The sequence below is a fragment of the Lewinella sp. IMCC34191 genome (assembly GCF_003390935.1).
Classification (GTDB): Bacteria; Bacteroidota; Bacteroidia; order Chitinophagales; family Saprospiraceae; genus Neolewinella.
In genome coordinates this window covers 364,018-388,077 of sequence record NZ_QNQZ01000001.1, presented here as the reverse complement: position 1 = coordinate 388,077, position 24,060 = coordinate 364,018, and the positions used below count along the sequence as shown (strand labels likewise).

The 24,060-nt window shown below is 59.1% G+C and carries 21 protein-coding genes; 9 read left to right on the top strand and 12 right to left on the bottom strand.

Annotated elements, in window-relative coordinates; genetic code table 11:
* Nucleotides 1–45 precede the first annotated feature (45 nt).
* Nucleotides 46–1,203: an aldose epimerase family protein gene (locus DRW39_RS01590; protein ID WP_116105237.1), complete on the top strand. Its 1,158-nt coding sequence runs from the start codon at nt 46–48 to the stop codon at nt 1,201–1,203.
* A 12-nt stretch (nt 1,204–1,215) separates the two neighbouring features.
* Here the strand turns inward: DRW39_RS01590 and DRW39_RS01585 are convergent, their stop codons facing one another.
* From DRW39_RS01585 to DRW39_RS01575, 3 genes are all read right to left on the bottom strand, one after another.
* The gene (locus DRW39_RS01585; RefSeq protein ID WP_116105236.1) at nt 1,216–1,641 is read right to left on the bottom strand and encodes a hypothetical protein; all 426 of its coding nucleotides are present in this window, start codon (nt 1,639–1,641) and stop codon (nt 1,216–1,218) included.
* A gap of 323 nt (nt 1,642–1,964) precedes the next feature.
* On the bottom strand, nt 1,965–3,572 hold the full coding sequence (locus DRW39_RS01580; protein WP_116105235.1) for a carboxylesterase/lipase family protein: 1,608 nt from the start codon (nt 3,570–3,572) through the stop codon (nt 1,965–1,967).
* 33 nt (nt 3,573–3,605) lie between these two features.
* Nucleotides 3,606–5,243 carry a carboxylesterase/lipase family protein gene (locus DRW39_RS01575; RefSeq protein WP_116105234.1) on the bottom strand — a complete coding sequence of 546 codons (1,638 nt, stop codon included), beginning with the start codon at nt 5,241–5,243 and terminating at the stop codon, nt 3,606–3,608.
* 107 nt (nt 5,244–5,350) lie between these two features.
* On the opposite strand from DRW39_RS01575, the gene DRW39_RS01570 reads away from it, so the two are divergent.
* From DRW39_RS01570 to DRW39_RS01560, 3 genes are read left to right on the top strand one after another with little or no spacing between them, the layout of a single operon-like run.
* Nucleotides 5,351–6,076 (top strand): NUDIX hydrolase, encoded by a 726-nt coding sequence (locus DRW39_RS01570; RefSeq protein ID WP_116105233.1) that lies wholly within the window; start codon nt 5,351–5,353, stop codon nt 6,074–6,076.
* 42 nt (nt 6,077–6,118) lie between these two features.
* Entirely contained in the window at nt 6,119–7,180 is a 1,062-nt protein-coding gene (locus DRW39_RS01565; protein ID WP_232830033.1) for an aldo/keto reductase, read from the top strand.
* Between the two features lie 52 nt (nt 7,181–7,232).
* Nucleotides 7,233–8,696: a glycoside hydrolase family 130 protein gene (locus DRW39_RS01560; protein ID WP_116105232.1), complete on the top strand. Its 1,464-nt coding sequence runs from the start codon at nt 7,233–7,235 to the stop codon at nt 8,694–8,696.
* A gap of 5 nt (nt 8,697–8,701) precedes the next feature.
* On the opposite strand, the gene DRW39_RS01555 is transcribed toward DRW39_RS01560, so the two are convergent.
* Both DRW39_RS01555 and DRW39_RS01550 read right to left on the bottom strand, forming a co-directional pair.
* A complete protein-coding gene (locus DRW39_RS01555) occupies nt 8,702–9,712 on the bottom strand; it encodes a glycosyltransferase family 4 protein (RefSeq protein WP_116105231.1) in 1,011 nt (336 codons plus the stop codon).
* A complete protein-coding gene (locus DRW39_RS01550) occupies nt 9,709–12,057 on the bottom strand; it encodes a glycosyltransferase family 4 protein (RefSeq protein ID WP_116105230.1) in 2,349 nt (782 codons plus the stop codon). Before DRW39_RS01550 ends, DRW39_RS01555 begins: the two co-directional genes overlap by 4 nt.
* 262 nt (nt 12,058–12,319) lie before the next feature.
* Between DRW39_RS01550 and DRW39_RS01545 the strand changes: the two genes are divergently transcribed.
* Nucleotides 12,320–13,231, top strand: a complete 912-nt coding sequence (locus DRW39_RS01545) for a ParB/RepB/Spo0J family partition protein (protein ID WP_116105229.1) — start codon at nt 12,320–12,322, stop codon at nt 13,229–13,231.
* Nucleotides 13,232–13,286: 55 nt separating this feature from the next.
* Nucleotides 13,287–13,949: a DUF5683 domain-containing protein gene (locus DRW39_RS01540; RefSeq protein WP_116105228.1), complete on the top strand. Its 663-nt coding sequence runs from the start codon at nt 13,287–13,289 to the stop codon at nt 13,947–13,949.
* Here DRW39_RS01540 and hemC read toward each other — a convergent pair.
* The 3 genes from hemC to DRW39_RS01525 form a co-directional block, all read right to left on the bottom strand.
* Nucleotides 13,927–14,835, bottom strand: a complete 909-nt coding sequence (gene hemC, locus DRW39_RS01535; protein WP_116105227.1) for a hydroxymethylbilane synthase — start codon at nt 14,833–14,835, stop codon at nt 13,927–13,929. The two genes, DRW39_RS01540 and hemC, sit on opposite strands and share 23 nt — an antisense overlap.
* A 114-nt stretch (nt 14,836–14,949) precedes the next feature.
* Nucleotides 14,950–16,383, bottom strand: a complete 1,434-nt coding sequence (asnS, locus tag DRW39_RS01530; protein ID WP_232830032.1) for an asparagine--tRNA ligase — start codon at nt 16,381–16,383, stop codon at nt 14,950–14,952.
* A gap of 43 nt (nt 16,384–16,426) precedes the next feature.
* The gene (locus DRW39_RS01525) at nt 16,427–17,107 is read right to left on the bottom strand and encodes an endonuclease III domain-containing protein (protein ID WP_116105226.1); all 681 of its coding nucleotides are present in this window, start codon (nt 17,105–17,107) and stop codon (nt 16,427–16,429) included.
* A gap of 84 nt (nt 17,108–17,191) precedes the next feature.
* Between DRW39_RS01525 and DRW39_RS01520 the strand changes: the two genes are divergently transcribed.
* Genes DRW39_RS01520 through DRW39_RS01510 form a run of 3 tightly spaced genes read left to right on the top strand, consistent with a single transcriptional unit; the run spans nt 17,192 to nt 18,613 of the window.
* On the top strand, nt 17,192–17,953 hold the full coding sequence (locus DRW39_RS01520; RefSeq protein ID WP_198664745.1) for a sulfite exporter TauE/SafE family protein: 762 nt from the start codon (nt 17,192–17,194) through the stop codon (nt 17,951–17,953).
* Nucleotides 17,950–18,186: a MoaD/ThiS family protein gene (locus tag DRW39_RS01515; protein WP_232830031.1), complete on the top strand. Its 237-nt coding sequence runs from the start codon at nt 17,950–17,952 to the stop codon at nt 18,184–18,186. The genes DRW39_RS01520 and DRW39_RS01515 overlap by 4 nt, the downstream gene beginning before the upstream one ends.
* On the top strand, nt 18,179–18,613 hold the full coding sequence (locus DRW39_RS01510) for a molybdenum cofactor biosynthesis protein MoaE (RefSeq protein ID WP_198664744.1): 435 nt from the start codon (nt 18,179–18,181) through the stop codon (nt 18,611–18,613). Before DRW39_RS01515 ends, DRW39_RS01510 begins: the two co-directional genes overlap by 8 nt.
* Before the next feature lie 7 nt (nt 18,614–18,620).
* On the opposite strand, the gene DRW39_RS01505 is transcribed toward DRW39_RS01510, so the two are convergent.
* The 4 genes from DRW39_RS01505 to DRW39_RS01490 form a co-directional block, all read right to left on the bottom strand.
* Entirely contained in the window at nt 18,621–19,661 is a 1,041-nt protein-coding gene (locus tag DRW39_RS01505; protein ID WP_157975857.1) for a HesA/MoeB/ThiF family protein, read from the bottom strand.
* A complete protein-coding gene (gene moaC / locus DRW39_RS01500) occupies nt 19,651–20,127 on the bottom strand; it encodes a cyclic pyranopterin monophosphate synthase MoaC (protein WP_116105222.1) in 477 nt (158 codons plus the stop codon). Before moaC ends, DRW39_RS01505 begins: the two co-directional genes overlap by 11 nt.
* 11 nt (nt 20,128–20,138) lie before the next feature.
* Nucleotides 20,139–21,113, bottom strand: a complete 975-nt coding sequence (moaA, locus tag DRW39_RS01495) for a GTP 3',8-cyclase MoaA (RefSeq protein WP_116105221.1) — start codon at nt 21,111–21,113, stop codon at nt 20,139–20,141.
* A 182-nt stretch (nt 21,114–21,295) separates the two neighbouring features.
* Nucleotides 21,296–23,986 carry a valine--tRNA ligase gene (locus DRW39_RS01490; RefSeq protein ID WP_116105220.1) on the bottom strand — a complete coding sequence of 897 codons (2,691 nt, stop codon included), beginning with the start codon at nt 23,984–23,986 and terminating at the stop codon, nt 21,296–21,298.
* Nucleotides 23,987–24,060: the final 74 nt, after the last annotated feature.

Sequence of the window (24,060 nt, the reverse complement as noted above, 5' to 3'; positions counted from 1 at the left end):
ACATAACCATTTTTGCGCCGGAGCGCAGGTAAAAACATTTTCAGCATGCGAATTCACTTTTCCATTTACCTCCTTCTTTCCCTCCTCTATGCCTGTGGTGGCGAGGGCAACGCCGATACGGCCACGGCGGAGGAAGAAACTACGCGGGATAGCGTATCCGTGACCGGCTTCGGCGACACCCCCGAAGGACCGGCGGAGGTCTACACGCTGACCAACGAAAATGGCATGGAGGTCGACATCACGAACTACGGCGGCATCATCACGAGCATCCGGGTACCGGACCGCGACGGTAATATGGCCGACGTAGCCCACGGCTTCCCCACGGTGGAAGGTTACCTGGGAGAAGATCCCTACTTCGGCGCGCTGATCGGACGCTACGGCAACCGCATCGCCAACGGCACCTTCACCCTGAACGGAGAAACCTACGAACTGCCCACCAACGACGGGCCAAATTCCCTCCACGGCGGACCCGAAGGATTTCACACCAAACTCTGGAACGCTACGGCAATGAACGAGGAGAATGCCGTTGAGCTACAGCGCACCAGCCCCGACGGTGAGGAAGGCTATCCCGGCAACCTGGACGTAACGGTACGCTACACCCTGACCGACGACAACGAGGTGCGCATCGACTACACGGCCACCACGGACAAGGCCACCCCGGTCAACCTGACCAACCACAGCTACTTCAACCTGAGCGGCGGAGGTACCATCCTCGACCACGAACTCATGATCGATGCCGACGCGTACACGCCGGTCAACAATACCCTCATCCCTACCGGTGAATTGCGCGACGTGGAAGGTACCCCCTTCGACTTCCGCGAACCCACCGCCATCGGCGAGCGGATCGAAGAGGAAAACGAGCAACTCGGTTTCGGCCAGGGCTACGACCACAACTGGGTGCTGAACAGCGGCGGCGGCAGCCTCACCTCGGTGGCTACCCTGTACGATCCGTCCTCGGGACGCATGATGGAAGTCCTGACCACCGAGCCGGGTATCCAATTCTACTCCGGCAACTTCCTCGACGGCAGCTTTACCGGGAAAGACGATGTCAGCTACGAACTGCGTAGCGCGCTTTGCCTGGAAACGCAGCACTTCCCCGACGGACCCAATCAGGCGGACTTCCCATCGACCATCCTGGAGCCGGGCGACACCTACGAATCCGAAACGGTTTACCGCTTCTCGACCCGTGACGAATCCGAATAAGTAAATAAGGCCTTAATTGGACAGTGCACGGCGTAGACTTTCCGTGAAGTCTTCCATCACCCGGGCCGCGTTGCGGCCCAGCATAAAGGTGTCGGAGTAACTTCCAACCAGTCTACCGTCTTCGGCCTGCACCAGGGAAGCGCTGAAACCCGTCAGGGTCGATACTTCACCGGTGTAGCTGTATTTCAGTAGGTATTGGACCTCTTGATCTTCGTACAGTCGTTGGTATACCATCGCGCGGTCGGTACGGTAAACGGTGGTATCGGCTGCCTCATACCTGAGAACCGAGGCAGGCATACTGGCACCCAGCAGACCACTGGAAAACACGGTAAAGCCGGCCTCCGCCAGCGCCCGTTCTACGGACACTTGCATGGGGTTACCCGGATCGCCGTGCACCACCCGCACCGATTCGCCGGACGGAATTGCTAAAGGTGGCATTTCCCGAGTCGGTACTTTGTTCCGCGCTATATAGATCGGGAGGCAGGAGGTAAAGAGTAAAAGGAATACACAGGAAATTATCGGTCTGGGGGACATTGCTTATCGGTTTGACTAAACGTAGGCATACCGACTCTTCCCTTCCGTTACGAACGCGTTAAACCAACGGGGCGCGGCGTTAAATACTCACCTTGCAGTTACGTCCCTTGTTGCTTCCCACCAAACGAAACGGCCACGCCATAGGCGTGGCCGTTCCTCCTGCGTTGAAGCAGGAACGGGCTTATCCATCCTGTTGGTAACGCACTTTTTACCTGCGCTCCGCCGCCCTACTGATTGGCGGACATGAAGTCGATGAGCGCCTGGTCCGGGTGGTTGCGGACTTTACTTTCCAGGTCGAGCATCATGGTCGCTCCTTCGTTGGCGTTATACGTCGGCCACTCAGGGAGGCCGTCGTGATTGGGGTCACCGGAATGCGCGAAGTTGATCCAGGCGCGGCTAACGTCCTTAGCCAGGGCGTGAGCTTCCGGGCCGCCGCCGGTCATTTGGTCGCAGCGGTCGATGTTGTCGAAGACGAAGGGGATCTCCATGCAGTGCAGCGCCTTGTATTTGCCGTCGAGTACGGGCGACTGCCAGGTGAAGAGGTACATGTACACGGGGGCGCCCCCTTTAAGGGAAGATTTCTCATTGGCCTGGTACACGGCACCGGGGCGGAACATCATATCTACGTCCATCAGGTCCGAGGCGCGGGTGTCGTCGGGGTAGGCTTCCCGGACGGCCCGCAGGTAGGTTTCGGCTTTTTCGCCGTACTGATTGCCGAGGTACTCGACCACTTCCTCCTCCGTGGCGTCGGACATATTGGAGCGAAGCGAGGGCATGAACTCGTTCTTCACCGTACCGATGAGCAGGGGAACGTCGCGGGACAGGGCCAAAGCCTCCGGATCGTACATCTGGTAGGGCAACACCTTTCCGTCGACGCTGGGCCCCCAGCTAAGTCCGAAGCCGGGAACGGTTTCCCCGCCATCGCGCAGCCGTTGGGAGACGACCCGGATGGCCCGCTGACTGGCCGCGACGAGCGTATCAAAGGGGACTTCCTGGATGGCGTCGATGTCGCTCTCCAGGATCCCGAGCTGGGCTACGGTTTCCTTGCCGAGTGCCTGGGAGGTTTCCCGGGTGAGGAACCCGCCGCGGAAGGCACCGGATTGATTCACGGCTTTGTGAAACAGCCCCTTGGCGGAGGGCATGGCCATGAGGGTATTCACTTTAGCGCCGCCGCCGGACTGGCCGAAGATGAGCACGTTCTCAGGGTCACCGCCGAAATTCGCGATGTTGTCACGTACCCATTCCAGGGCCAGGCGGGCGTCTACCATACTGTTGTTGGCGGAGGTGGCGTACTTCTCTCCGTAGGCGGAGAGGTCGAGGAAGCCCAGAACATTGAGCCGGTGATTGATGGACACCACCACCACGTCGCCGTTCTGGGCGAGGTTCTGCCCGTGGTAGGAAGGCAGCTCCTGGGAGGATCCCGCGGTGAAGCCGCCGCCGTGCAGCCAGACCATGACCGGCCGTTTCTTGCCGTCGTCGATGCCGGGCGTCCAGACGTTGAGCACCAGGCAGTCCTCGTTGGGATAGCCCCAGTCGTGGTCGAAAACGAACTCGCTTTCGTCGTTGACCATGGTCGTGGGATTCATGAGGGGGGCAACGGGGCCCCAGGAAAGGGAGCTACGGATTTCCTCCCACGCTTCCGGGGCGGTGGCGGTTTCAAATCTGTTGGCCGTACCGTAGGGAATGCCCTTGTACGTATAGACTCCATCGCGAATGAAGCCCCGGACCTTGCCGGATTTGGTTTCTGTGACGGCGACGTCCATGCCGGATTCAATTTGGGCCACGGCGGGCAGGCAGATAAGGACGGTGATGAGAAATAGAAACAGTCTTTGCATGATCGATTTGTTTGCTTGGAGGAGGGGGTGGCTTTACCCTTTCGGATAGGTTTCGGAAAGGAAGCGGTAGCGGTCGTCGTTGGTAGCCGGCCGTGCCTTGGTGGTTTCGTCAATGACGATGACCGAGGGTTGCTCTTCGTCGGCGGTTGCGGCCGGCCAGTTGGGTAACTCCGTTCCGTTAGGATCACCCGTCTTGATGAAGTTGGCGAAGTAGTCCTGCATGACCTGGGATACCTGGTGGTCGGTATCGGTCCAGTCGTAGTCTTTGACCAGGTGAAGGTTACCCATGGCGTATTCGATCTCACTGGCGTGCGGGGCTCCGATGGGCTGTGGGGGCGGCGGCGTACTGTCATCGCGCTCGACGGTACCACCGGCCAATGCACTCATGCGATTCTGGTCAACCAGCGGGGGACGCACCCGACTGAAGAGATAGCGATATACGGGCGAGTCGCTGTGTTGGCGGTGCAGATCGAACCAGCGCCAGGTGCTGTACACGATGAAGCGATCGGAGGCCAGGTCGGTGGCGGAGTACTCAACCTCCTCGGCAGTTGCGTGCGGATACAAGTCGAGGGCTTCTTCGTAGCGATCCGGGTAGGTTTCCTTCATCTTGGCGATGTAGGCCTCCGTGGTGTAGGGTTGGCCCTGCATGAAGGCCATACCGGGGATTTCGGCGGAGTTCCATCCTACCAGCAGCGGTACCTGGGCTTGGTCGCCGGCCGCGAAAATCTTCGGCAGCGTGGCGGGCAGTAGATAACCGTCTACGACCAGGGGGAAGCCGAAGCGCTGGGATTTGACGTAGGCCCGGTAGAGCTCGAGGGTGCTGAGCTGGCGCAGTTCAGCCAGACTCGCTTGCCCGATCTGCTCGGCGAAGCTCGCCCCGGTTTGTTCCGCTTCCGCCAGGGGTACGGGGGCCAGGGTCGGTTCGATAGCAGCCCCGCTTTCGCCGATGGCGCCGGCGATGAGGCCCCGGGATAGGGGCGAAGCCATCTGCACGCTGACCGATACCGAGCCGGCGCTTTCTCCGGCGATGGTAACGCGGGCCGGGTCACCCCCGAAGGCGGCGATGTTGTCATGCACCCACTGCAGGGCGGCCTGCTGATCGAGTAGCCCATAGTTGCCGGAGGCACCGTAGTCCGCTTCGGCGGAGAGTTCCGGGTGGGCCATAAAACCGAATACGTTGAGGCGGTAGTTGACCGTAACCGCTACTATACCTTTCTCGGCCATACGCTGACCGTCGTAGCGGGGCTCACTACCGTCACCGGCTACGAATCCACCGCCGTAGAAGTACACCAGTACGGGAAGGGCGGCATCGGGAGACTCGGCCGGCGACCAGACGTTGAGGTAGAGGCAGTCTTCGCTCATTCCCGCCGAGCGGAAATCCATATCGCCGAAGACCGGTGGCTGTACCGGCCGGGGCCCGAAGGCTTTGGTTTCCCGTACGTCTTCCCAGGAGGTGATTGGTTGCGTGGCCCGCCACCGCAGTTCTCCTACCGGGGGCGCGGCAAAGGGAACACCCAGGAACTTTTGTACGCCGGAACGGGTGTCGAATGTCCCTTCGATGGTGCCGGCCGTCGTTTGGACGCGCACGGGAAGTCCGAAATTATCCTGAGCGGCGGCTTCGGTAGCGGAGAGCATATAGATGAAAATAAGAAAACACGGTAGGAATCGCATAGTGCATGATTGAGCGCGAGAAGCTAATGTCTCACTTTGAGACAATAATACGGACTGTTTAGTTTACTTCGGGGCAAATCGTTCCTGGGGCCTTACCTTCGGGGCCTATGCCCAGCGATTCTTCCGCTCCTTACCTACCCCACCTGGCTTACGATTCGGTCATCTTCGGCTTCGCCGAGGGAAGGCTAAAGATCCTGATCATGGAGTACCACCGGACGAAGTGGTTTGCCCTGCCGGGCGGCTTCGTGCGGGCGGACGAGGCGTTGGATGATGCCGTCCGCCGGGGGTTGGAAGAGCGAACCGGCTTAGCCGATGTTTACCTGCGGCAATTCCACACCTTCGGGAGCATGGAAAGGTCCGACGGCAAGGCCATGCGTACTATCCTGCAGATGAGTGGGTACGCGCCGGAGGAACAGCCCTGGCTGATGGACCGATTCGTGTCCGTGGCCTATTACGCCCTGATCGATTACCATGGGGTGGAACTGCAACCGGATGCCCTGTCGGATTCCATTGCCTGGTACGACGTGGACGAACTGCCGCCACTTCTGTTCGATCATACCCGGATAGTGGAGCGGGCGCTGGAAACGCTACGGCAGAATTTGGAAAGCAACCTGGTGGGTAAAAACCTGCTCCCTACGCGGTTCACCATGAAGGAGTTGCAGCACGTGTACGAGGCGATTTTGGGAAAGGAACTTCGCCGCTCGACGTTCCAGCGGAAGATGCTGGCCACCGGCCTGCTGCGTCGGCACCAGAAGTTACGGGAGGGCAAAGCTCACAAGGCTCCCTACCTCTATAGTTTTGCCCTGGAAGAGGTAGATACGGAAACGGGTTAGCGGTTCGCACTGAACTTTGAACGGTCAATACGTTACACCGACATGGAGATCAAAAACTTCAACGGCGACATGCGCTACAACGCCTTCGGCGGCACCGGATGGCAGGTTTCCAAGATCGCGCTCGGCACCATGACCTTCGGTCAGCAGAATACGGAGCAGGAAGGGCATCGCCAACTCGACTATGCGATGGAGCGGGGCATCAACCTCATCGATACCGCGGAGATGTACAGCGTGCCGCCCCGCGCCGAAACCCAGGGGAGCACGGAGCGGATCATCGGCACGTGGATCCGGGCCCGCAAACGGCGGGAGGACTTTTACCTAGCCACTAAAATTGCCGGCCCCGGGAGCATGGCGGAACATATCCGCCCGAACATGGGCTTCGCCGAAGGTCAGCTCCGGACGGCCGTCGAACGCAGTCTGAAACGACTACAGACGGATTACATCGACCTATACCAGCTTCACTGGCCCGAGCGGAAGGCCAATTACTTCGGCGTACGGGGCGTGCAGGAACTGGACGACTGGCAGGATAACTTCCTGACCGTCCTCCGTGACGTGCAACAACTCCAACGGGAAGGGCTGATCCGGGAATGGGGCGTGAGTAATGAAACCGCCTGGGGGCTGATGCGGGTCCTGCATCTGGCGGAACTTCATGACTTGCCGCGTCCGGTAAGTATTCAGAACCCCTATAGCCTCCTCTCCCGGGGTTTTGAGGTGGGGTTGGCGGAAGTGTGCCTGCGTGAAAATGTAGCCGGCTTTCCGTATTCACCTCTTGCGATGGGTCGTCTTTCCGGTAAGTACCTGCGCGGCACGGACAATCCTTCGAGCCGCCTGAACCAATTTACCCACTACACCCGCTACAACGGCGATAATGCCCTCGCGCCTACCCGAGCCTACGCGGAGGTAGCGGAGAAATACGGACTCACCATGAGTCAGATGGCTTTGGCCTTCGTAACCGACCGTTCCTTTACCCAGAGTAACATCATCGGCGCCACCGATCTGGAGCAACTTCAGGAGAACATCGACAGCATTCACTTGCGGTTAACGGAAGAGATGATACACGATCTGGAAGCTGTACAGAATAGATTTCCCAATCCCGCCGTTTGACGCGAAGTACCGCGATCCCTATTGTAGTTTCGCGCCCCTTATAAAAAGATGTATGCAACTATCTATCGAGCGTAAACCGCTCCGCCTGTACGGTGACTCCAGTCGGGTCATCGGTCGTTTCTTCTGGGCCGGCAAGGACCGCGCGTATCAGCTCATTGACCGGATTATTGACCTGGACGACCAGGAGACCCACGATACCCTGATGCGCACACTACGGGATTTCGCCCGGCGGCACCGGAATACCGTCGGCATTTACCGCCGCCACCTGAACGCCGCACTGGACCGGGTGCCGGAACAGCGGGAAAAGGTGCTGCAGCTGAGTGAGGAAAAGCAGGCACTGATCGGCGCCTACTTCACCCACGAGTACAGCATCGAGTCGGCCGCCTTTTTCAACCCTTCCGTCGTACCCGCCCTGGACCAGACCGGGCTGCAGGAAGGGCAGATGCGCATCGTGATGAGCATGCGCGCGGTTGGGGAGGGGCACACGTCGTCCATCGTCTTCCGCAACATCATTCTGGACAAGGACAATAACCCCCTCGCCGAACCGACGAACCCCTTTGTCGGACTGGCCGAGCGGATCCACTACTCCCAGTACACGAAGAAAAACTTTTACGAGCGCTGTCACGCCAACGAGGAGGTGGACGAGGCCATGTACGAGCGGCTGATCGGTGATCTGCCGGATAATTTCAATCACCGGGAACTCTACGAGCGCTACTGGCACCTCTGGAATCAGTATGAGGTGGACAGCGCCGAACGGGATCAGCTGAACCACCTGATGACGGTTGCCGACCGCTACTACGAACTACACTTCAGCCTGGACACGGATATCAGCGAACGGGTACTCTACCCCATGATCGATTTCGAGATGAAGGGCATGGAAGACGCGCGCTTCCTGCAGTTCGTAAACGAAGACGGCAGCACCGTTTACTACGGTACCTATACGGCCTATAATGGCAAGCAGATCCGGCCGATGATCATTGAAACGCAGGACTTCTACAGTTTCATAATCCGACCGGTATACGGTGACGCTGCCGTGAATAAAAATCACGCCATCTTCCCGCGTAAGATTAACGGTAAATTTTACGTGCTCTGCCGTATCGACGGGATCAATAACTACATCATCAGCAGCGACCGGCTTCAGGTCTGGGATGATGCGATCAAGCTGGCCGAACCGAAATTCCCCTGGCAACTCTACCAGGTCGGCAACTGTGGAGCTCCCCTGGAGACGGAGAAAGGCTGGTTAGTGATCACGCACGGTGTAGGACCAATGCGGCGGTACTGCCTAGGCGCTATGTTGCTGGATCTTGACGACCCGACCAAGGTAATCGGTCAGTTAGAAGAACCCCTCATTAGCCCCATGGACGATGAGCGGGAGGGATACGTACCGAATGTGGTGTACAGTTGTGGAAGCATTATCCACAACGGAGAGGTCTTCATCCCGTATGGCATCAGCGACGAGGCGGCACGCTTTGCCACGGTCAAGTTGCAGACTCTATTGGACGCGCTGACTAAATAGCGGGGTTACCGGCTGAGGATTCGTTGGTATACGTCGATGTAGCTATCGACCATTCGATCGACACTGAAGCGATCGGTAGCCACTTCCGCAATTTCCCAGCGATTGAGATCGCCACAGGCGGACACCAGGTCGACGGCTCCTTCGACGGAGTCAGTCAAATATCCGGTTTTACCATCTTCGATCAATTCCGGCATGCTGCCACGACGGAAGGCAATGACCGGGGTACCCGTGACCATACTCTCCGCCACGCTCAGACCGAAGGGCTCTTCGAAGTTGATAGGGTGCAGTAGCGCGTAGGCATTGCCGAGGATGCGATCACGTTCGCGTGGGCCGACGTTGCCGAGGTAGCGCACTTGTTCCCCGTCGATGTGGGGTTCTACCTGATCCCGGTAGTAGTCATGATCCTGAATGAGTCCGGCAATCCACAGTGGTTTTTTAGCCCGTCGTGCAATAGCAATGGCCTCCGCAGTTCCCTTTTCGGGATGAATGCGACCGAAGTAGAGGAGGTAGTCCCCCGGCTGATCGTTGAAAGTGAATTGATCGGTATCCACGCCGTTATAGACCGTGGCGATATAGTCTAATCGCTCATCGCGATCCGCATCGCTGATGGATACGTAGTCGGTCGTATCGTTGTAGCGTTCGTATACCGGCACGATGTGATCGCTGCTGAAGCCATGGATGGTAGTTACCATGGGCGTATCCAGCAGGGGCGTATAGCCCAGTGGCATGAAATCAAACTGGTTGTGAACGATGTCGAAGGTGTTAGCAACTCCCATAACTTGACTTATGTGGAGGTACTCCAGGACCTTTGCGTCCTGGCCCTCCTGTTCGGCGTAGCCCGCCGCCGTCGTGGCTACTAATTTTCCGGCGGTACGGCTGGTTGCGGTAGCAAACAGCGTAACATCAATTCCCCGTTTGACAAGCCCCTCCGTGAGGTGACTCGTTACCTGCTCCCACGGTCCGTAGGCGGCCGGTGGAGTAGACCACGCGATGGGGGCCAGCATGGCTACCCTCACTCCGGGGTTATTTTCTTCACCTCCTCTTTGAGGGTGGTCACCTGGTCTGGCAGCGCGAAACCATTGAGCATATCTTTAAGCGCGCGCTCTTCGTCCTCTAGCGATTCCGAACAGGGACTATCGGGCTGATTGCGGCAGTAGTTCTCCATTTCCACCCGGCTGATCAGGTAGGAGAGCAGGCTTTCCGCTCCCTGGTTATGATTGACTCCCTGCGCCATCAGCCCATCGTAGCACCCCCCCGATTCCGGATTATACATGGGTGCCTTCATCTCGTTCTGCCCCGTGAACCACGAGAAGGCGAGTCCAAGATTATCGCAGTGCACCCGCAACTCCTGGTGACGGCAGGCTTCGCTTAGCAGCAGCACCATGCCCATCGCATCGACGGGTTGCTGGTCGTAATGCGGTCGCTCGCAATCCTGAAGAAAAGGTTCGTGGCATCCTATCGGACAGAGCAGACCGTCAATAACCGTCTGCGAAACAAGGAAGTTAGTGGCTTCGACCGCCACTTCGCGCAGGCTATCCTTGTTGAGGTGCCGCAGCGAACGGAACAGCGAGAGCGGTATAACCCCGTTGCTATAGGTGAGGTATTTTTCGAACCAGTGCCAATCGTCCCGACGCGAGTCTCGGTAGTGGTCCAACAACCGGTTACAGGAACGGTCCAGCATATTCAGCATGGCCTCGTCACCGGGTTTGTGATCCAGGTAGTAAGAGAGTGCCAGTACGCCGTAGGCAACCGTACGGGGGCTTTGCATCGTGTCTAGGTGACCGATGGCCCGAATAAACATTTCCTCCAGCAAGGACCGGTGATCGGGGCGTGGCGGATGGGCATAGCAGTAGGCTATCCCCCACAGCGCGCGACCGTAGCTGTCTTCCGAACCGACCGCCTCCATAAAGCTGCGATCATAGCCCATGAAGTTCCGGAAGGTACCGTCCGAGTTCTGGGCGTGGAAGAGAAAACTGATATAGGTATCCGCAAGGCGTTCCAGCAGTTTGGTTTCGCCGACCTTGTGATTTAGCATCATACCCACCAGGAGCAAAGCACGTCCGTTGTCGTCGACGCAGTATCCCTCGTGGCGGTTCGGAGTGGCGTATTTGGCATGCTGGATTATGCCACAATCATCGGTCAGCCGGCGCAGGTGGTCCAGCTTCAACTTCGGCAAGGAAATGCTTACCTCGGTGCGCTGGCAGTAGCGGGCGTAAGCGGCGCGAGACTGTCCGAAAACCCGGAGATATTGCTTTCCAATTCGGGGCCACAGAAGATGCTGACCGTATTCCGCGGCGCTAGCCCGCATGGCTTGCATCGTTTCCGGATTGTCGAAGAGCTCCAGTATTTGCTGCGCAAGCTGGGGGCTGTCATTGAACGGAAAGAGTTTTCCGCGGCCGTCCTGCAGCAGTTCGGTGGCGTGCCAGAAGGGGGTGCTGACGATGGCCGCACCGGCGCCCACTGCGTAGGCCAGCGTACCGCTAGTGATCTGCGCTACATTGGGATAAGGAACTACATAGACATCCGCGGCCCGCAGGCAATCGAACAGCTCTTGCTCATCAGCGAATTTGCTGATCATCTGCAGATTGTCTCCGACGCCAAGTTCAGCGGCGAGGTCTTTCAGGTAGTTCCGGTATTCTTCCCCGTTGTCCCGTAACACATGGGGGTGTGTTTTGCCCAGCACCACGTAGAGGGTATTCGGGTATCGCTCCACGATGGCCGGGAGCGCCCGAATGGACGTTTCGATGCCCTTGCCCCGTCCGAGTAATCCAAAGGTGAACAGCACGCGACGATCGTTCCAACCAAGACGTTGACGCAGCTCATCGATCGGGGCCGAATCGATAACGGGCACTCCGTGTTCTATGACGCTGATCTTATCGGCGTCCACGTGGAATACCTCCTGGAGTAAATTGCTGGCCAGATCGGTCATCACCACGACGGCCTGTGCCCGGCGGGCGATGCGGCTTAGCACGTTACGCTGCCCGTAGCTGGGTTCTTTCAGGACCGTATGGCAGGTCACGATGAGGGGAATCCGCAGTCGGTCCAGCAAATGCAACACATACGCTCCGTCGTCTCCGCCGAAAATGCCGTATTCATGCTGGAGCAACAGCAGGTCGAACTGATTGTCGTTCAGATAGTCTGCGGTGTCGCGGTAATCACGGATGACCTGTGGTCTGATCGTGCGACTTACCTCCCTCGGATAATCGTGGTCATCGTGGGGATCTTCCATCGCGATGATCTCGGCATACTCATGCACGTCGTCCGCCTTCAAATTGCTGAGGATGGCAAGCGCCAAGCTATGGGTAAACGTACCGATACCGCATGCTTTGGGGGGGTAGTTTCCGAGAAAGGCGATTTTCATTGGAGGGCGTAAGTGTTGTTCGTGGTGGAATGCGTGTTCCCTGGTTTAAACTTGAGTTTCAGACCGTTAGTTCGCCCAAAACGCGCCCGAAGCGAATCCAATTTGTGCAATATATACTCAAACGCTTACAGGGCCTCATTCTCGAATATGAGAAATTTTCCCTCCGTAAGGTTTTGCCCCTCCATCGAGCTTTGCCGGCGGTGAACCATGCCTACCGCCCGCCCGCCTTTTGCTATCTTTGCCCCCCGAAACGAAAGCTATTATGGCCAAGAAATTAAAGCGGGGCAAACCCAGCAGCAGCGACCTGAAAAACGGACTTAGTGCCCTCTTTCCCGGTCAGCGGCTCGATAAGGCCAGCGAGGAAGAAACGATCAAGGCGCTGAGCCGCAACTTCGCCATGCTCCCGATCGATAAGGTCAGCCCGAACCCCGATCAGCCCCGGCAGGAGTTCGAAAAAGAGTCGCTAAAGGAACTGGCCGATAGCATTCGCGTGCACGGCATCATTCAGCCCATGACCGTCCGGCACATGGGCGACGGTTCCTACCAGATCATCAGCGGTGAGCGGCGCTTCCGAGCCAGCCAAATGGCCGGACTCCGCGAAGTTCCCGCCTTTATCCGGACCGCCAACGATCAGACGCTGCTCGAAATGGCACTGATCGAAAACATCCAGCGGGAGGACCTCAATCCGATGGAAGTAGCTTACTCATACCTGCGCTTGCAGGAGGAGTTTGACCTCACCCAGGAAGAACTGGCCCGCCGGGTCGGCAAGAAGCGGTCGACCATTACCAACTACCTCACGATCCTCAGTACCTCCAACCGCGTACGCCAGGCCATCAAGGATCGTAAGATCAGCATCGGTGCCGCCAAGACCTTCTCCGGCATCAAGGATATCGGTCAGCAGGAAACCTTTCTCGACGACATCCTCTCCCACCCCAACTGGTCCGTGCGGGACATCGAGCGCGAGAGCCGGGTATATAAGAATAGGAATAAAATTAGCCGCGCTACCCCACCCAGCAACGACGACGCCCGCCGGGTCGAACAGTCCTTCGCCGAATTTTTCGGTACCAAAAAGGTCAAGGTCAAATTAGACAACGCCGAAGGACGTTCCGGTACGGTAACCCTCCGCTTCGAGAGTAAAGAACAGCTCGATCAGTTTTACAAAGCCGTCGAGTAGCATTGGCTCGCTATCCGGTGCAACTATCGGGCGGCAGCGGGTATCAATACAGTATATGCATTCCCCGATCCACAGGCGAATTATTCTGGTCCTGCTACTGGTCATCGGCTTGGCGCCCCTGGCCGCCCAGTACGATCTGGTGGCCGACAGCCTCGTCGTATCGGATGAGCCGCTTACCCTGAAGGAAATTAATGCCAGCCCGAAAAAGGCCCTGCTGTGGTCCATCATCCCCGGCGGGGGCCAGGTATACAACCGGGCCTGGTGGAAAGTACCGCTGGTCTACGGTGGCCTGTTAGGTATCGTAGCCGTCGCCGACTATAATCAAAATCTGTTTTCCCGCTACACGACCGCCATCGAGCAGCGCTGCCTGGGCGACGGGCTGATCATCACCATACCCTACGCCGAATGTATTCCCACCCCGAATGAGCCGGGGCTTTCGGAAGTATCGACCCAGGGCCTCATATCCGCCAAGAACAGCTCGAACAAACAACGCCAGACGGCCTACGTCTTCGTGATCGTAGGCTACGTACTCCAGGCGGTCGAGGCCTTCACCGATGCGCACCTGAAGGATTTTGACATCGACGACGATCTAAGCCTGCAAATCGGCCCCGTGATCGGAAGCGATACCGGCGCCGGGGCCGGACTTACCCTACCGATTGGCACGGGCCGTGCGGTCACCCGCCAGGAAATGCGTGTCAGACAGCTTTCGGGGCGCTAAGCAGTTCTTCCACGACGGCTTCCGCCAGTCCCGCGCGCGTAGAGCGACTGACCTGCACCCGCCGCAGCGAAGCATCCGCGGTCGGCGCGTAGGCCGCCCAAACGTGGTAACTACCGATCTGGTCCTTCTCACAATAAACGCCCAGCGGCATGGAGCAGCCCCCTTCCATCAGGTTCAGGACGGTACGTTCCACGTTGGTACACTCCCCGACGACCGGGTGATGCAGCAGGGAAAGCCTTTTTCGGATCTCGATGTCTTCCTCCCGGCTCTGTACGGCCATGACGCCCTGGCCCGGCGCGGGCACGAACTCCCGGGGCGATGGCTCGATGACGTGCAATCCCGACAAGTCCATCTCCAACCGTTCCAAACCTGCAGCCGCGAGCACTACCGCATCCAATTCGCCACTCAGGGCCTTTTTCATTCGGGTGGGTACGTTCCCCCGGATGTCTACAGGCAGGAGCCCGGGGTGTAAGTCCCGAAGTATGGCTTTCCGCCGATTACTGCTGGTCCCGATGGTGGCATTATCGCCCAGGCTGAACGGTTTACCCTTCACCACCCGGTCGGGGTGCACCAGGATGCGATCCCCCACGGAGGCCCGGTAGCTCAGGGCGGCCAGCACCAATCCTTCCGGCTGGTTGGTGGGTAGATCCTTCAGGCTGTGGACCGCGCAATCGATACGTCCTTCCAGCAACGCATCCTCTATCTCCTTGGTAAAGAATCCCTTGCCCTCGAGCTTGTCGAAGCCGAGATGCTGCACGCGGTCGCCCTGCGTCTTAATGATCTCCAGTTCGCTGTCAATGCCGTGCTCACGTAGCTCACGCTGAACGAAGTGTGCCTGCCAGAGTGCGAGCCGGGAGCCGCGGGTACCTATTCGAATCTTATCCATCAAGGACTGAATTGGTGAAGTAGTGAATGGTTGAATGACGGAATGATTGAAAAAAAGCAGTGCGGGCATGTCCTACGGACCCATTCACTAACTCAACCATTAATAATTCAATAATTAAAACTGGGCCAGCCTCGGTGCCCGCGGGAAAGGAATCACGTCGCGGATATTACTCATGCCGGTAATGAATTGTACGATCCGCTCGAAGCCAAGGCCGAAGCCGGCGTGCGGACAACCACCGAAGGTGCGAAGTTGCAGGTACCATTCCAGCTCGTCGGCGTGGACGTCCATCTCCGCCATGCGCTGGCGAAGTTTGTCCTCCCGCTCTTCGCGCTGACTTCCGCCGATCACCTCCCCGATGTAGGGGAAGAGTACGTCCATGGCGGCTACGGTCTTGCCGTCGTCGTTCCGCCGCATGTAGAAGGCCTTTATATCCTTCGGATAATCCCGCACGATCACCGGCCGCTCGAAATGCTTCTCCACCAGCCAGCGTTCGTGCTCGGCCTGCAGATCGGCACCCCAGGATAGCGGAAACTCGAACTTGCCCTTTTTGTAGGGCTTCGACCGCATCAGGATATCCAGGGCCTCGGTATACGTGATCCGGGCGAAGTCGTTCTCTACCACGAAGCGGAGCGTATCCACCAGGCCCATGGGGCGCCGATCGGTGGCCTTCATATTTTTCTCCGCCTGCTGGATGCGCTGGTCCAGGAACTCGAGGTCGCCGGCGTAGTGCTCCAGGCAATAGTTGATGAGGTACTTGACGAAGTCCTCCGCCAGGTCCATATCATTCTCGATGTCGGCGAAGGCTATCTCCGGCTCGATCATCCAGAACTCCGCCAGGTGGCGGCTGGTGTTGCTGTTCTCAGCCCGGAAGGTAGGTCCGAAGGTGTACACTTTACCTAGCGCCAGCGCTCCGATCTCGGCCTGTAGCTGACCGGAAACCGTCAGATTGGTGGCCTTGCCGAAGAAGTCCTGATTGTAGTCGATCCGTCCTTCCTCCGTCCGCGGTGGATTCTCGGGGTCCAGCACGGACACGCGGAACATCTCCCCCGCCCCCTCGGCGTCGTTGCCCGTGATGATCGGGGTGTGGAGGTAGTAAAAGCCCCGGTCGTGGAAGTACTTGTTGACCGCATAGGCCACTCCGTGCCGTACCCGGAATACCGAACTGAAGGTGTTCGTCCGCATCCGGAACTGGGCGTTATCGCGTAGAAATTCCATCGTCTGCGCCTTCGGCTGCAGCGGGTAGCGACTCAGATCGTTGGCACCGTATACGGTAATATCTTCGGCGATCACCTCGACGGCCTGTCCGGCGCCCTGGCTTTCCTCCAGCTCGCCGGTCACGCTTACACAGGCATGAAAGCCGATTCCGCGTATGGTCTCTTCGTCGAACCGGTCTGCGTCCACCACGACTTGCAGGGTTTCCGGTCCGCTCCCGTCGTTGAGCACCAAGAAGCGGTTGCCCCGCCACGCCCGTACCCAACCCATTACGGTGACGGTACTTCCCAGTGGTGGATCCTGCAGCAGTGTCTTGATTTCCTGACGTTCGATCATCGAGCTAAAATTTAGGGCCGCAAAGGTAGCAAACGGGCGGCGGCTATGCTTTCCGCGCGTAGTCACAAAGATGCTTAACCACGCAGTTTTGGCACTCCGGATGGTTCCAGTGGCAGACCCGCTGCCCGTGGCGCATATATCCCTGGTGCGAATCGTATACGCGTTGTCCGTCCCAGTCCTCGGGCAAATACGCCTGTAGCTGGGTGGCCGCCTTGTCCAGACTAGCCTTCGGGGCGACCAATCCGATCCGCTGGGCAACCCGCAGATGGTGGGTATCGACCACCAGGGCCGGAAGACGCAGCCGACTAAAACTGAGTACGGCCGCGCTGGTTTTCGCCCCGATGCCCGGTATGTCTTCCAGCCAGTCCCGGGCCGCCCGCACCGGCATATCCGCCAGAAATTCCAGGGCTAGTTCCCCGTCGTTTCGCGCCTTCACCTGCCGGAGCGCTTCCTGGATGCGCGGCGCCTTCACCTCCGGGTAGGTGACCGCGGCAATTGTCTGTTCCAGCTGGTCGGTCGGGGCCTCGATCACCTCCTCCCAGCTCGGATAGACCTCGCGCAAGCGTTGGTAGGCTGCCCGCGTCACGGGATTTTTCGTCCGGTGGGAAAGCAGCGCGTTGACCATCTCGCTCAGTGGGTCGCGCGTACTGAAGGGCACGAAGGGGGCCCCGTACGTTTTACATAGTATCTCGTCTACCACCAGGGCGCGTTCTTGCTCTTCCATCTGTTTAGGTGGATGTCGCCGGCGGGGGCCCAGGTTCCGCACTCCCGGCTTTTCGTTAGGTTTACCCCCAGAATTCTCACGCGCTTGGACCTGTACTGGCTTATTCCGGCCTTTTTCGCGATCGCCCTGCTTTACGCCTCGGCCGGCTTCGGCGGGGGCAGCAGTTACCTGGCGTTGTTGGCGCTCTCCGGTCTGCCCACCGGCGCCATGCGGCCGATCGCCCTGGTGTGTAATCTCGTGGTGACCGGCGGCTCCACCGTATCCTTCGCCCGGGCCGGGGTCACGCCGTGGCGGCGCGCGTTACCGCTTGTAGGCGCGAGCATGCCCGCAGCATTCCTGGGTGGACGCATTCAACTTGCCCGCCAGGAATATTTGCTGTTACTCGGTGGCCTTTTGTTGGTGGCCGGCATCCTCATGATCGTCGGCAAAGGGGCTAAGCGTACAACGGAAGAAAAAGCAGGGCGGCGGAGCGCAGGTATAATCGCCGTCACTATCGGCATCGGGGTCGGATTCGTATCCGGAGTCGTGGGCATCGGGGGTGGTATTTTCCTTTCCCCCATCCTTTTCTTGAGCAGGTGGGCGGACGCCCGGGCGATCGCGGCAACTACGAGCTTATTCATCGCCCTCAATTCCCTCGCGGGACTGGCCGGACAGCTAAGCGTCGGACTGGAGTGGCACCTCGGTCTCACCGCCATGCTGGCATTACCGGTAGCGGCCGGGGGATGGCTCGGCACCCGGCTCACGCTGCGCCGCTTCACCCCCGCCACGATACGGAATGTCGCGGCTGTGCTCATCCTTTTGGTAGGTGCCCGGTTAGTATGGTCGAACTGGCTTATGCAACTATGAGGATTCAATGCTTTGGCGTGGCCCGGGAGATTGCCGGCGGCTCCTCGATCACCCTCGATCAGGTAGAAGGCGCTACCGTAGCCGACCTGCGTCAACGGCTGGTCGCGACCTATCCCGCCTTTGGCGAGCTCGTTTCCTTCGCCATCGCCCGCAACGAAGAATACGCCCGCGACGAAGAACAAATTATGGCCGGTGACGAACTCGTCATCATACCTCCCGTAGCTGGTGGATAATTCCGATACCCTCCACGACATTCTGCTTTCCGACCGGCCGTTGTCGCTGGAGCACTGCCGCGACTTCGTATCGCACCCCTCCTGCGGCGGGCTCTGCTTCTTCGTCGGCACCATCCGCGACGTAAACCTCGGCGAAACCGTCACCCACCTCGAGTTCGAGGCGTACGCCCCCATGGCCGTCAAGGAGATGCGCAAGATTGCCGTTGCCGCCCGTGACCGTTTTGGCCTCCACGCCGTCGCCCTTCACCACCGTACCGGCGACCTGGCGATTGGAGACACCGCCGTCATCGTCGCCGTGAGCAGCAAGCACCGCAAACCGGCCTTCGAAGGCTGCGAGTTCGTCATCGACGAACTCAAGAAGCACGTGCCCATCTGGAAAAAAGAATTCCGCCCGGACGGCAGCCACTGGCTAAATGCCCGCCCCTAAAGGACGACTACCGCACTACCCCCTTAATCCCACCCCGTAAGCTCACTACCTCCACCTGCGGCCGGGCCTTGGCGATCTGGGCGGCCAGGACCAGGCTGAGCTTTCCGGAATTGCAGTAGAGTAGGTACTTGCCCCCCTCCGTCATTTTCTCCATACACTGGCCGTAGGGGTTCCGCTGGTCCAGCCGTTCCACGCCGGTGGGAAGCTCGGGCTCGCGATCCGGGGAGAGCATACTGAAGATAGCATCGTAACCAGATGGGGTCAGCGTATCGTGCACGACCTCCAGCTTGTCGTGCCGGCCATTTTTGCTTCCCCTCGTCCAGGGTTTGGGAATGGTCTTGGGGTATAACTTTTGCAGCTTGACGCGGTGCTGGCTGTTATCCAGGGCGTTGTAGGTGAGGAGGCGGTTGATGGGGGGATCGCCGATACCCAGCAGGTAGCACAGGGCGGCGTTGGCCTGCAGCATAGCCACGATCCCCACCGCGGTGGGCAGGACGCCGGCGGTCGCGCAGTCCGGCATACTGGGGTCGGGCTCGGGATAGACATCGCGTAGGTTGATCCCCCCCGGCTGGTTTTCAAACAGGGCGACATAACCGCTGTAACCCTGAGCGGCCGCATAGACCAGCGGAACACCCAGATGGACGCAGGCGTCGTTGAGCAGATGCTTGGTCAGCGCGTCATCGGTACAGTCCAGCACGAGATGGGCCCCCTGTAGGAGGACCTTACAATTTGCGGCGGCGAGGTATTTACCAATGGTGTTTACCCGTATCTCCGGATTAAGTCGTTCCAGGTGATTGCGAAGTTGGTCCACTTTACTTCCTTCGGCACCGGCATCGTAGAAAACCTGGCGGTGGAGGTTCGTCGCATCCGGGCGATCGCCGTCGATAAGGCGCAGTGAGCCTACGCCGGCCCCGGCCAGATAGGCGGCCGCCGGGCTCCCCAAACCGCCGCAACCTACGATCACCACCCGGGCGGCGGCGAGTTTTTCCTGTCCCTCTTGCCCCACTTCCGGTAGTACGGTCTGTCGGGCATATCGCTTATTCGCCACGCCGGTAATCGCTTTTACCGCCCTGCTTCTGCTGCAAGCGGAGGTCCGTTATTTCAATGTCGTGCGACATGGCCTTGCACATATCATAAATGGTCAGCGCTGCGACCGAAGCCCCGTGCAGCGCCTCCATTTCAACGCCCGTCTTCCCTTCCGTGCGTACGGTACAGCTGACCACGAGGGTATCGTTCCCTTCCTCATCGATGGCCACCTGGCAACCGGTGATCGGCAGCGGGTGACAGAGCGGAATGACCTGGGCGGTTTGCTTCACGCCCATGGTGGCCGCGATCACGGCCGTCTGTATGACGGAGCCCTTCTTGGTATTGAAGTTACCGCCGCGCAATTCGGTCATGATCTCCGGCCCGATGACCACGCGGCAGGTCGCGGTCGCCGTCCGCTTTGTTACTTTTTTGTCGCCGACGTCGACCATCGCGGGCCGACCGGTTTCGTCGAGGTGGGAAAGAGGCATAGTCGGTTAGTTTAGCCGCCGATACTGGTCATACTCGCAAAAATATTCCCCTGTTGTTCGCGGCGTTCCGTTTCGTGACCGCTGGCGTATTTGCCGTAGACGTATTCGCGGATGAGGGATTCCAGTTCTTCTTCCGATATCCCGCTCCGCAGCAGCGGCAGTAGTTCCAGACCCTGAGTGGAGTAAAGGCAGTTCAGCATAGTGCCCCGCGGCGTCAGTCGGAGCCGGTCGCAGGTACCGCAGAGGGAGCGGCTGTAAGCGGGTATGATGGCTACCCTACCCCGGTATCCCGGCACCTGGAAGGTCACCGCGCTTCCGCCCTGCTCCTGGTCGCGGATGAGGTCGGGGTAGCGTTCCAGCAGCCTGAGGCGCATCGCGTCGTACGATAGGAATACGTCGTGGTTACCGTCGTCGTCGTTGAAGGGCATCGCCTCGATGAAGCGGACATCCAGCTCTTCATCCCGCGTGAGTTCCACGAAATCGAAGAGTTCGTCGTCGTTAATGCCCCGCATGACGACCATGTTTATCTTGGTCCGGCAACCGGCTTCGAGGAGCAGGCGGAGGGCCGCCATCGTACCCTCGAAGTTGTCGCGCCGGGTGATCCGCGTAAAGCGCTCCGGACGTAGGGTGTCCAGACTGAGGTTGTAGGTCCGCAGGCCGTGGGCCATCAGTTCCTCGAGGTAGCGAGGTAGCAAGATCCCGTTAGTGGTCATGGCCAGCTTGGGAAATTGTTTGCCCAAACCTTCCACCAGCGTAGTCAGCTCGCGGCGCACGAGGGGTTCGCCACCGGTGAGCCGGACCTTCTCGACCCCCATCCGCGACAGGACGCCGGTGAGGAAAAGGATCTCGTCGTAGTCGAGCAGGGCCTCCCGGGCGGCGAAGGCGATGCCTTCCTCGGGCATGCAGTAGCGGCAGCGCAGGTTACACCGATCCGTTACCGCTAACCGGAGGTATTTGATTTGCCGGCCGTGTTGGTCGAGGAGCATGTACTAAGGTACACTTGAGGGGCGGATGTGTTGCGTTAGCGGTGGGATCGCTGTCCGAGACAGCGTTGTACCTGCGCTGTCGGAGACAGCATTTTACCGCGCTGTCGGAGACAGCGTTGTACCTGCGCTGTCGGAGACAGCGTTTTACTTCGCTGTCGGAGACAGCGTCGTACTGTGGCGGGTTAGAGCATTTTTTCGAGGCTGGCGATCTTGGCCTGGGCGTCGGCTTGTTTCTTGCGTTCCAGGGCGACTACCTGGTCTGGGGCATTCGCGACGAAGCGTTCGTTGGAGAGTTTTTTCTCTACGCCCTTTAAGAAGCCGCGCAGGCGCTGCAGTTCTTCCTCGGTTTTGGCACGCTCCGCGGCGAGATCGACCTCTTCGTTGAGCATCAGGTAAGCCGTATCGTTTCCGAAGAGGAAGGGAAGGCCATTTTCGGGCGCGCTCTCAACCATGTCTACGGAACGGAGTACGCCCGCCCGTTGGAGAAAGGCTGTTTCACCTGCGCTCCGCCGCAAAAGTTGGTTGCTTGAATCGCTCTCCTTTACCGCCAGGCCCAGCGCTTCGCCGTGCGAAATGCCGCGTTGGTTGCGCACGTCACGGATGTGGCTGACCGCGTCCTGTAGAACGGAGAAGCGACGCAGTAAATCACGATCGTAATCACCCGCCGTAGGCCAGGTCGCCACGATGCAGTCTTCGCCCTCGTTGCGGTGGCGGAGCTGGTGCCAAACTTCCTCGGTGATGAAGGGCATGAAGGGGTGGAGCAGGATCATCAACCGCTCGAATACCGAGATAGCGGCGTCGTAAGTAGCACGCGCAATCGTGCCGTCGTCGGGCTTAATAGCCTCCAGGTACCAGCTGCAGAAGTCCGACCAAATTAGCCGGTAGAGGGTTACCATGGCCTCGCTGAGTCGGTACTCGGCGATCAGGCGGTCCACCTCCGAAATGGTGGCGTTGAGTTTGGCCTCGATCCACTCGGTCGCCAGACGGGCGGCGGGATCGGGTTCGCGATCGGCGACCTCGAAGCTCTGAATGAGTCGATTCGCGTTGAAGATCTTGTTGCAGAACTTCCGTCCCTGCTCGCAGAGCTGGCTTTCGTTCAGTGCCTTGCCATCCTCCAGGGGCGCATCGAAAACAATATCGTTGCCTGCGGCGGCGCTGGACAGCATACCGTAACGGACGCCGTCCGCCCCGTAGATGCGCAGGAGTTCCAGCGCGTCGGGGCTGTTTCCGAGCGACTTGGACATCTTCCGCCGCTTCTGGTCCCGGACCATACCCGTGAAGTATACGTCACGGAAGGGCTGCTTTCCGTTCTCCCGCACGAAGTCTTCCCCCAGCAACTCTTCGCTGAATTCATAGCCGGCCATGATCATCCGGGCCACCCAGAAGAACATGATGTCCCAGCCGGTGACCAGGTCGTTCGTCGGATAGTAGTAGGCCAGTTCGGTCTTATCCTCACCGAAGCCATCGAAGACGGACATCGGCCATAGCCAGCTGGAGAACCAGGTGTCGAGCACGTCCTCGTCCTGATGCAGATCCTCCATGGTCAGACCGGGGTGGTGGTGCTGGGCGTCCAGGAGGGCTTCCTCGGCCGTTTCGGCTACGTAGACCTCGTCGCCGTGGTACCAGGCGGGAATACGCTGTCCCCACCAGAGCTGGCGGCTGACGCACCAGTCGCGGACGTTCTCCGGGTTGAGCCAGGAGCGGTACATATTCACCATATTCTCCGGGTGGAAGGTGACCTCCCCGGAAGTGACGGCCTTGAGCGCGGTGGCGGCCGTTTCGTCCATTTTCATGAACCACTGAAGGGTCAGCCGCGGCTCGACGACGGCGTTCGTGCGCTCGCTGCGTCCTACGCTGGTGCGGTACTGCTCGATTTCGACCAGGTCGCCCCGCTCCTTGAGCATTTTGACGATTTCGGTGCGTGCTTCAAAGCGATCCAGCCCAACGGCGTATTCGGCGAGTTCGTTGAGGGTGCCGTCGGCATTGATGGTATCGAAGATGTCCAGCCCGTACTTCTGCCCGAGCTCGTAATCGTTGGGGTCGTGCGCCGGGGTGATCTTGAGCGCACCGGTTCCGAATTCGGGATCCACGTAGTCGTCGGCAATTACCGGAACCACGCGGTTTACCAGCGGCACGATGACCTTGCGTCCCTGGAAGTTGGCGTAGCGCTCGTCATCGGGATGTACGGCCAGTCCGCTATCGGCCATGATGGTCTCGGGGCGGCTGGTCGCGACCGTGATGTAGGTATCGTCCGTGCCCTCGACCCGGTAGCGTACGTGGTACAGGTTTCCGTTCTCTTCCGTGTGGATGACCTCCTCGTTGCTGAGTACCGTTTGTGCTTCCGGATCCCAGTTGGTCATGCGCTGGGCACGGTAGAGTTTACCCTTGCGGTAGAGCTGCACGAAGACTTTGATGACCGCATCGTAGAGTTTAGGCTCCATGGTGAAGCGGGTCCGCGACCAGTCGCAACTCGCGCCGAGAAGCTTCAGCTGCTGGAGGATGATGCCGCCGAATTCTTCCTTCCAGGCAAAGGCATGCTTCATGAACTCGTCGCGGCCGATGTCCGATTTCTTGACGCCCTGCTCGCGTAACCGACGGACGACCTTGGCCTCCGTGGCGATACTGGCGTGGTCCGTTCCGGGTACCCAGCAGGCGTTCTTGCCATCGAGGCGGGCCTTTCGGATCAGGATATCCTGAATGGTATTGTTCAGCATGTGCCCCATGTGCAGCACGCCGGTGACATTGGGCGGCGGGATCACGATGGTATAGGGCTCACGCTCGTCGGGCTCGCTCCGGAAGTAGTCGTGCTCCATCCAGTGGGCGTACCACTTTTTCTCTACCTGGCTGCTATCGTAAGTCGCTTTGGCGGACATGTCATTCGGCTTTGGCGCACAAAGATAGCGGATGTGTAGGGCTTGGTGTTTTAGTCTGCTCGTTCGTTACTCTG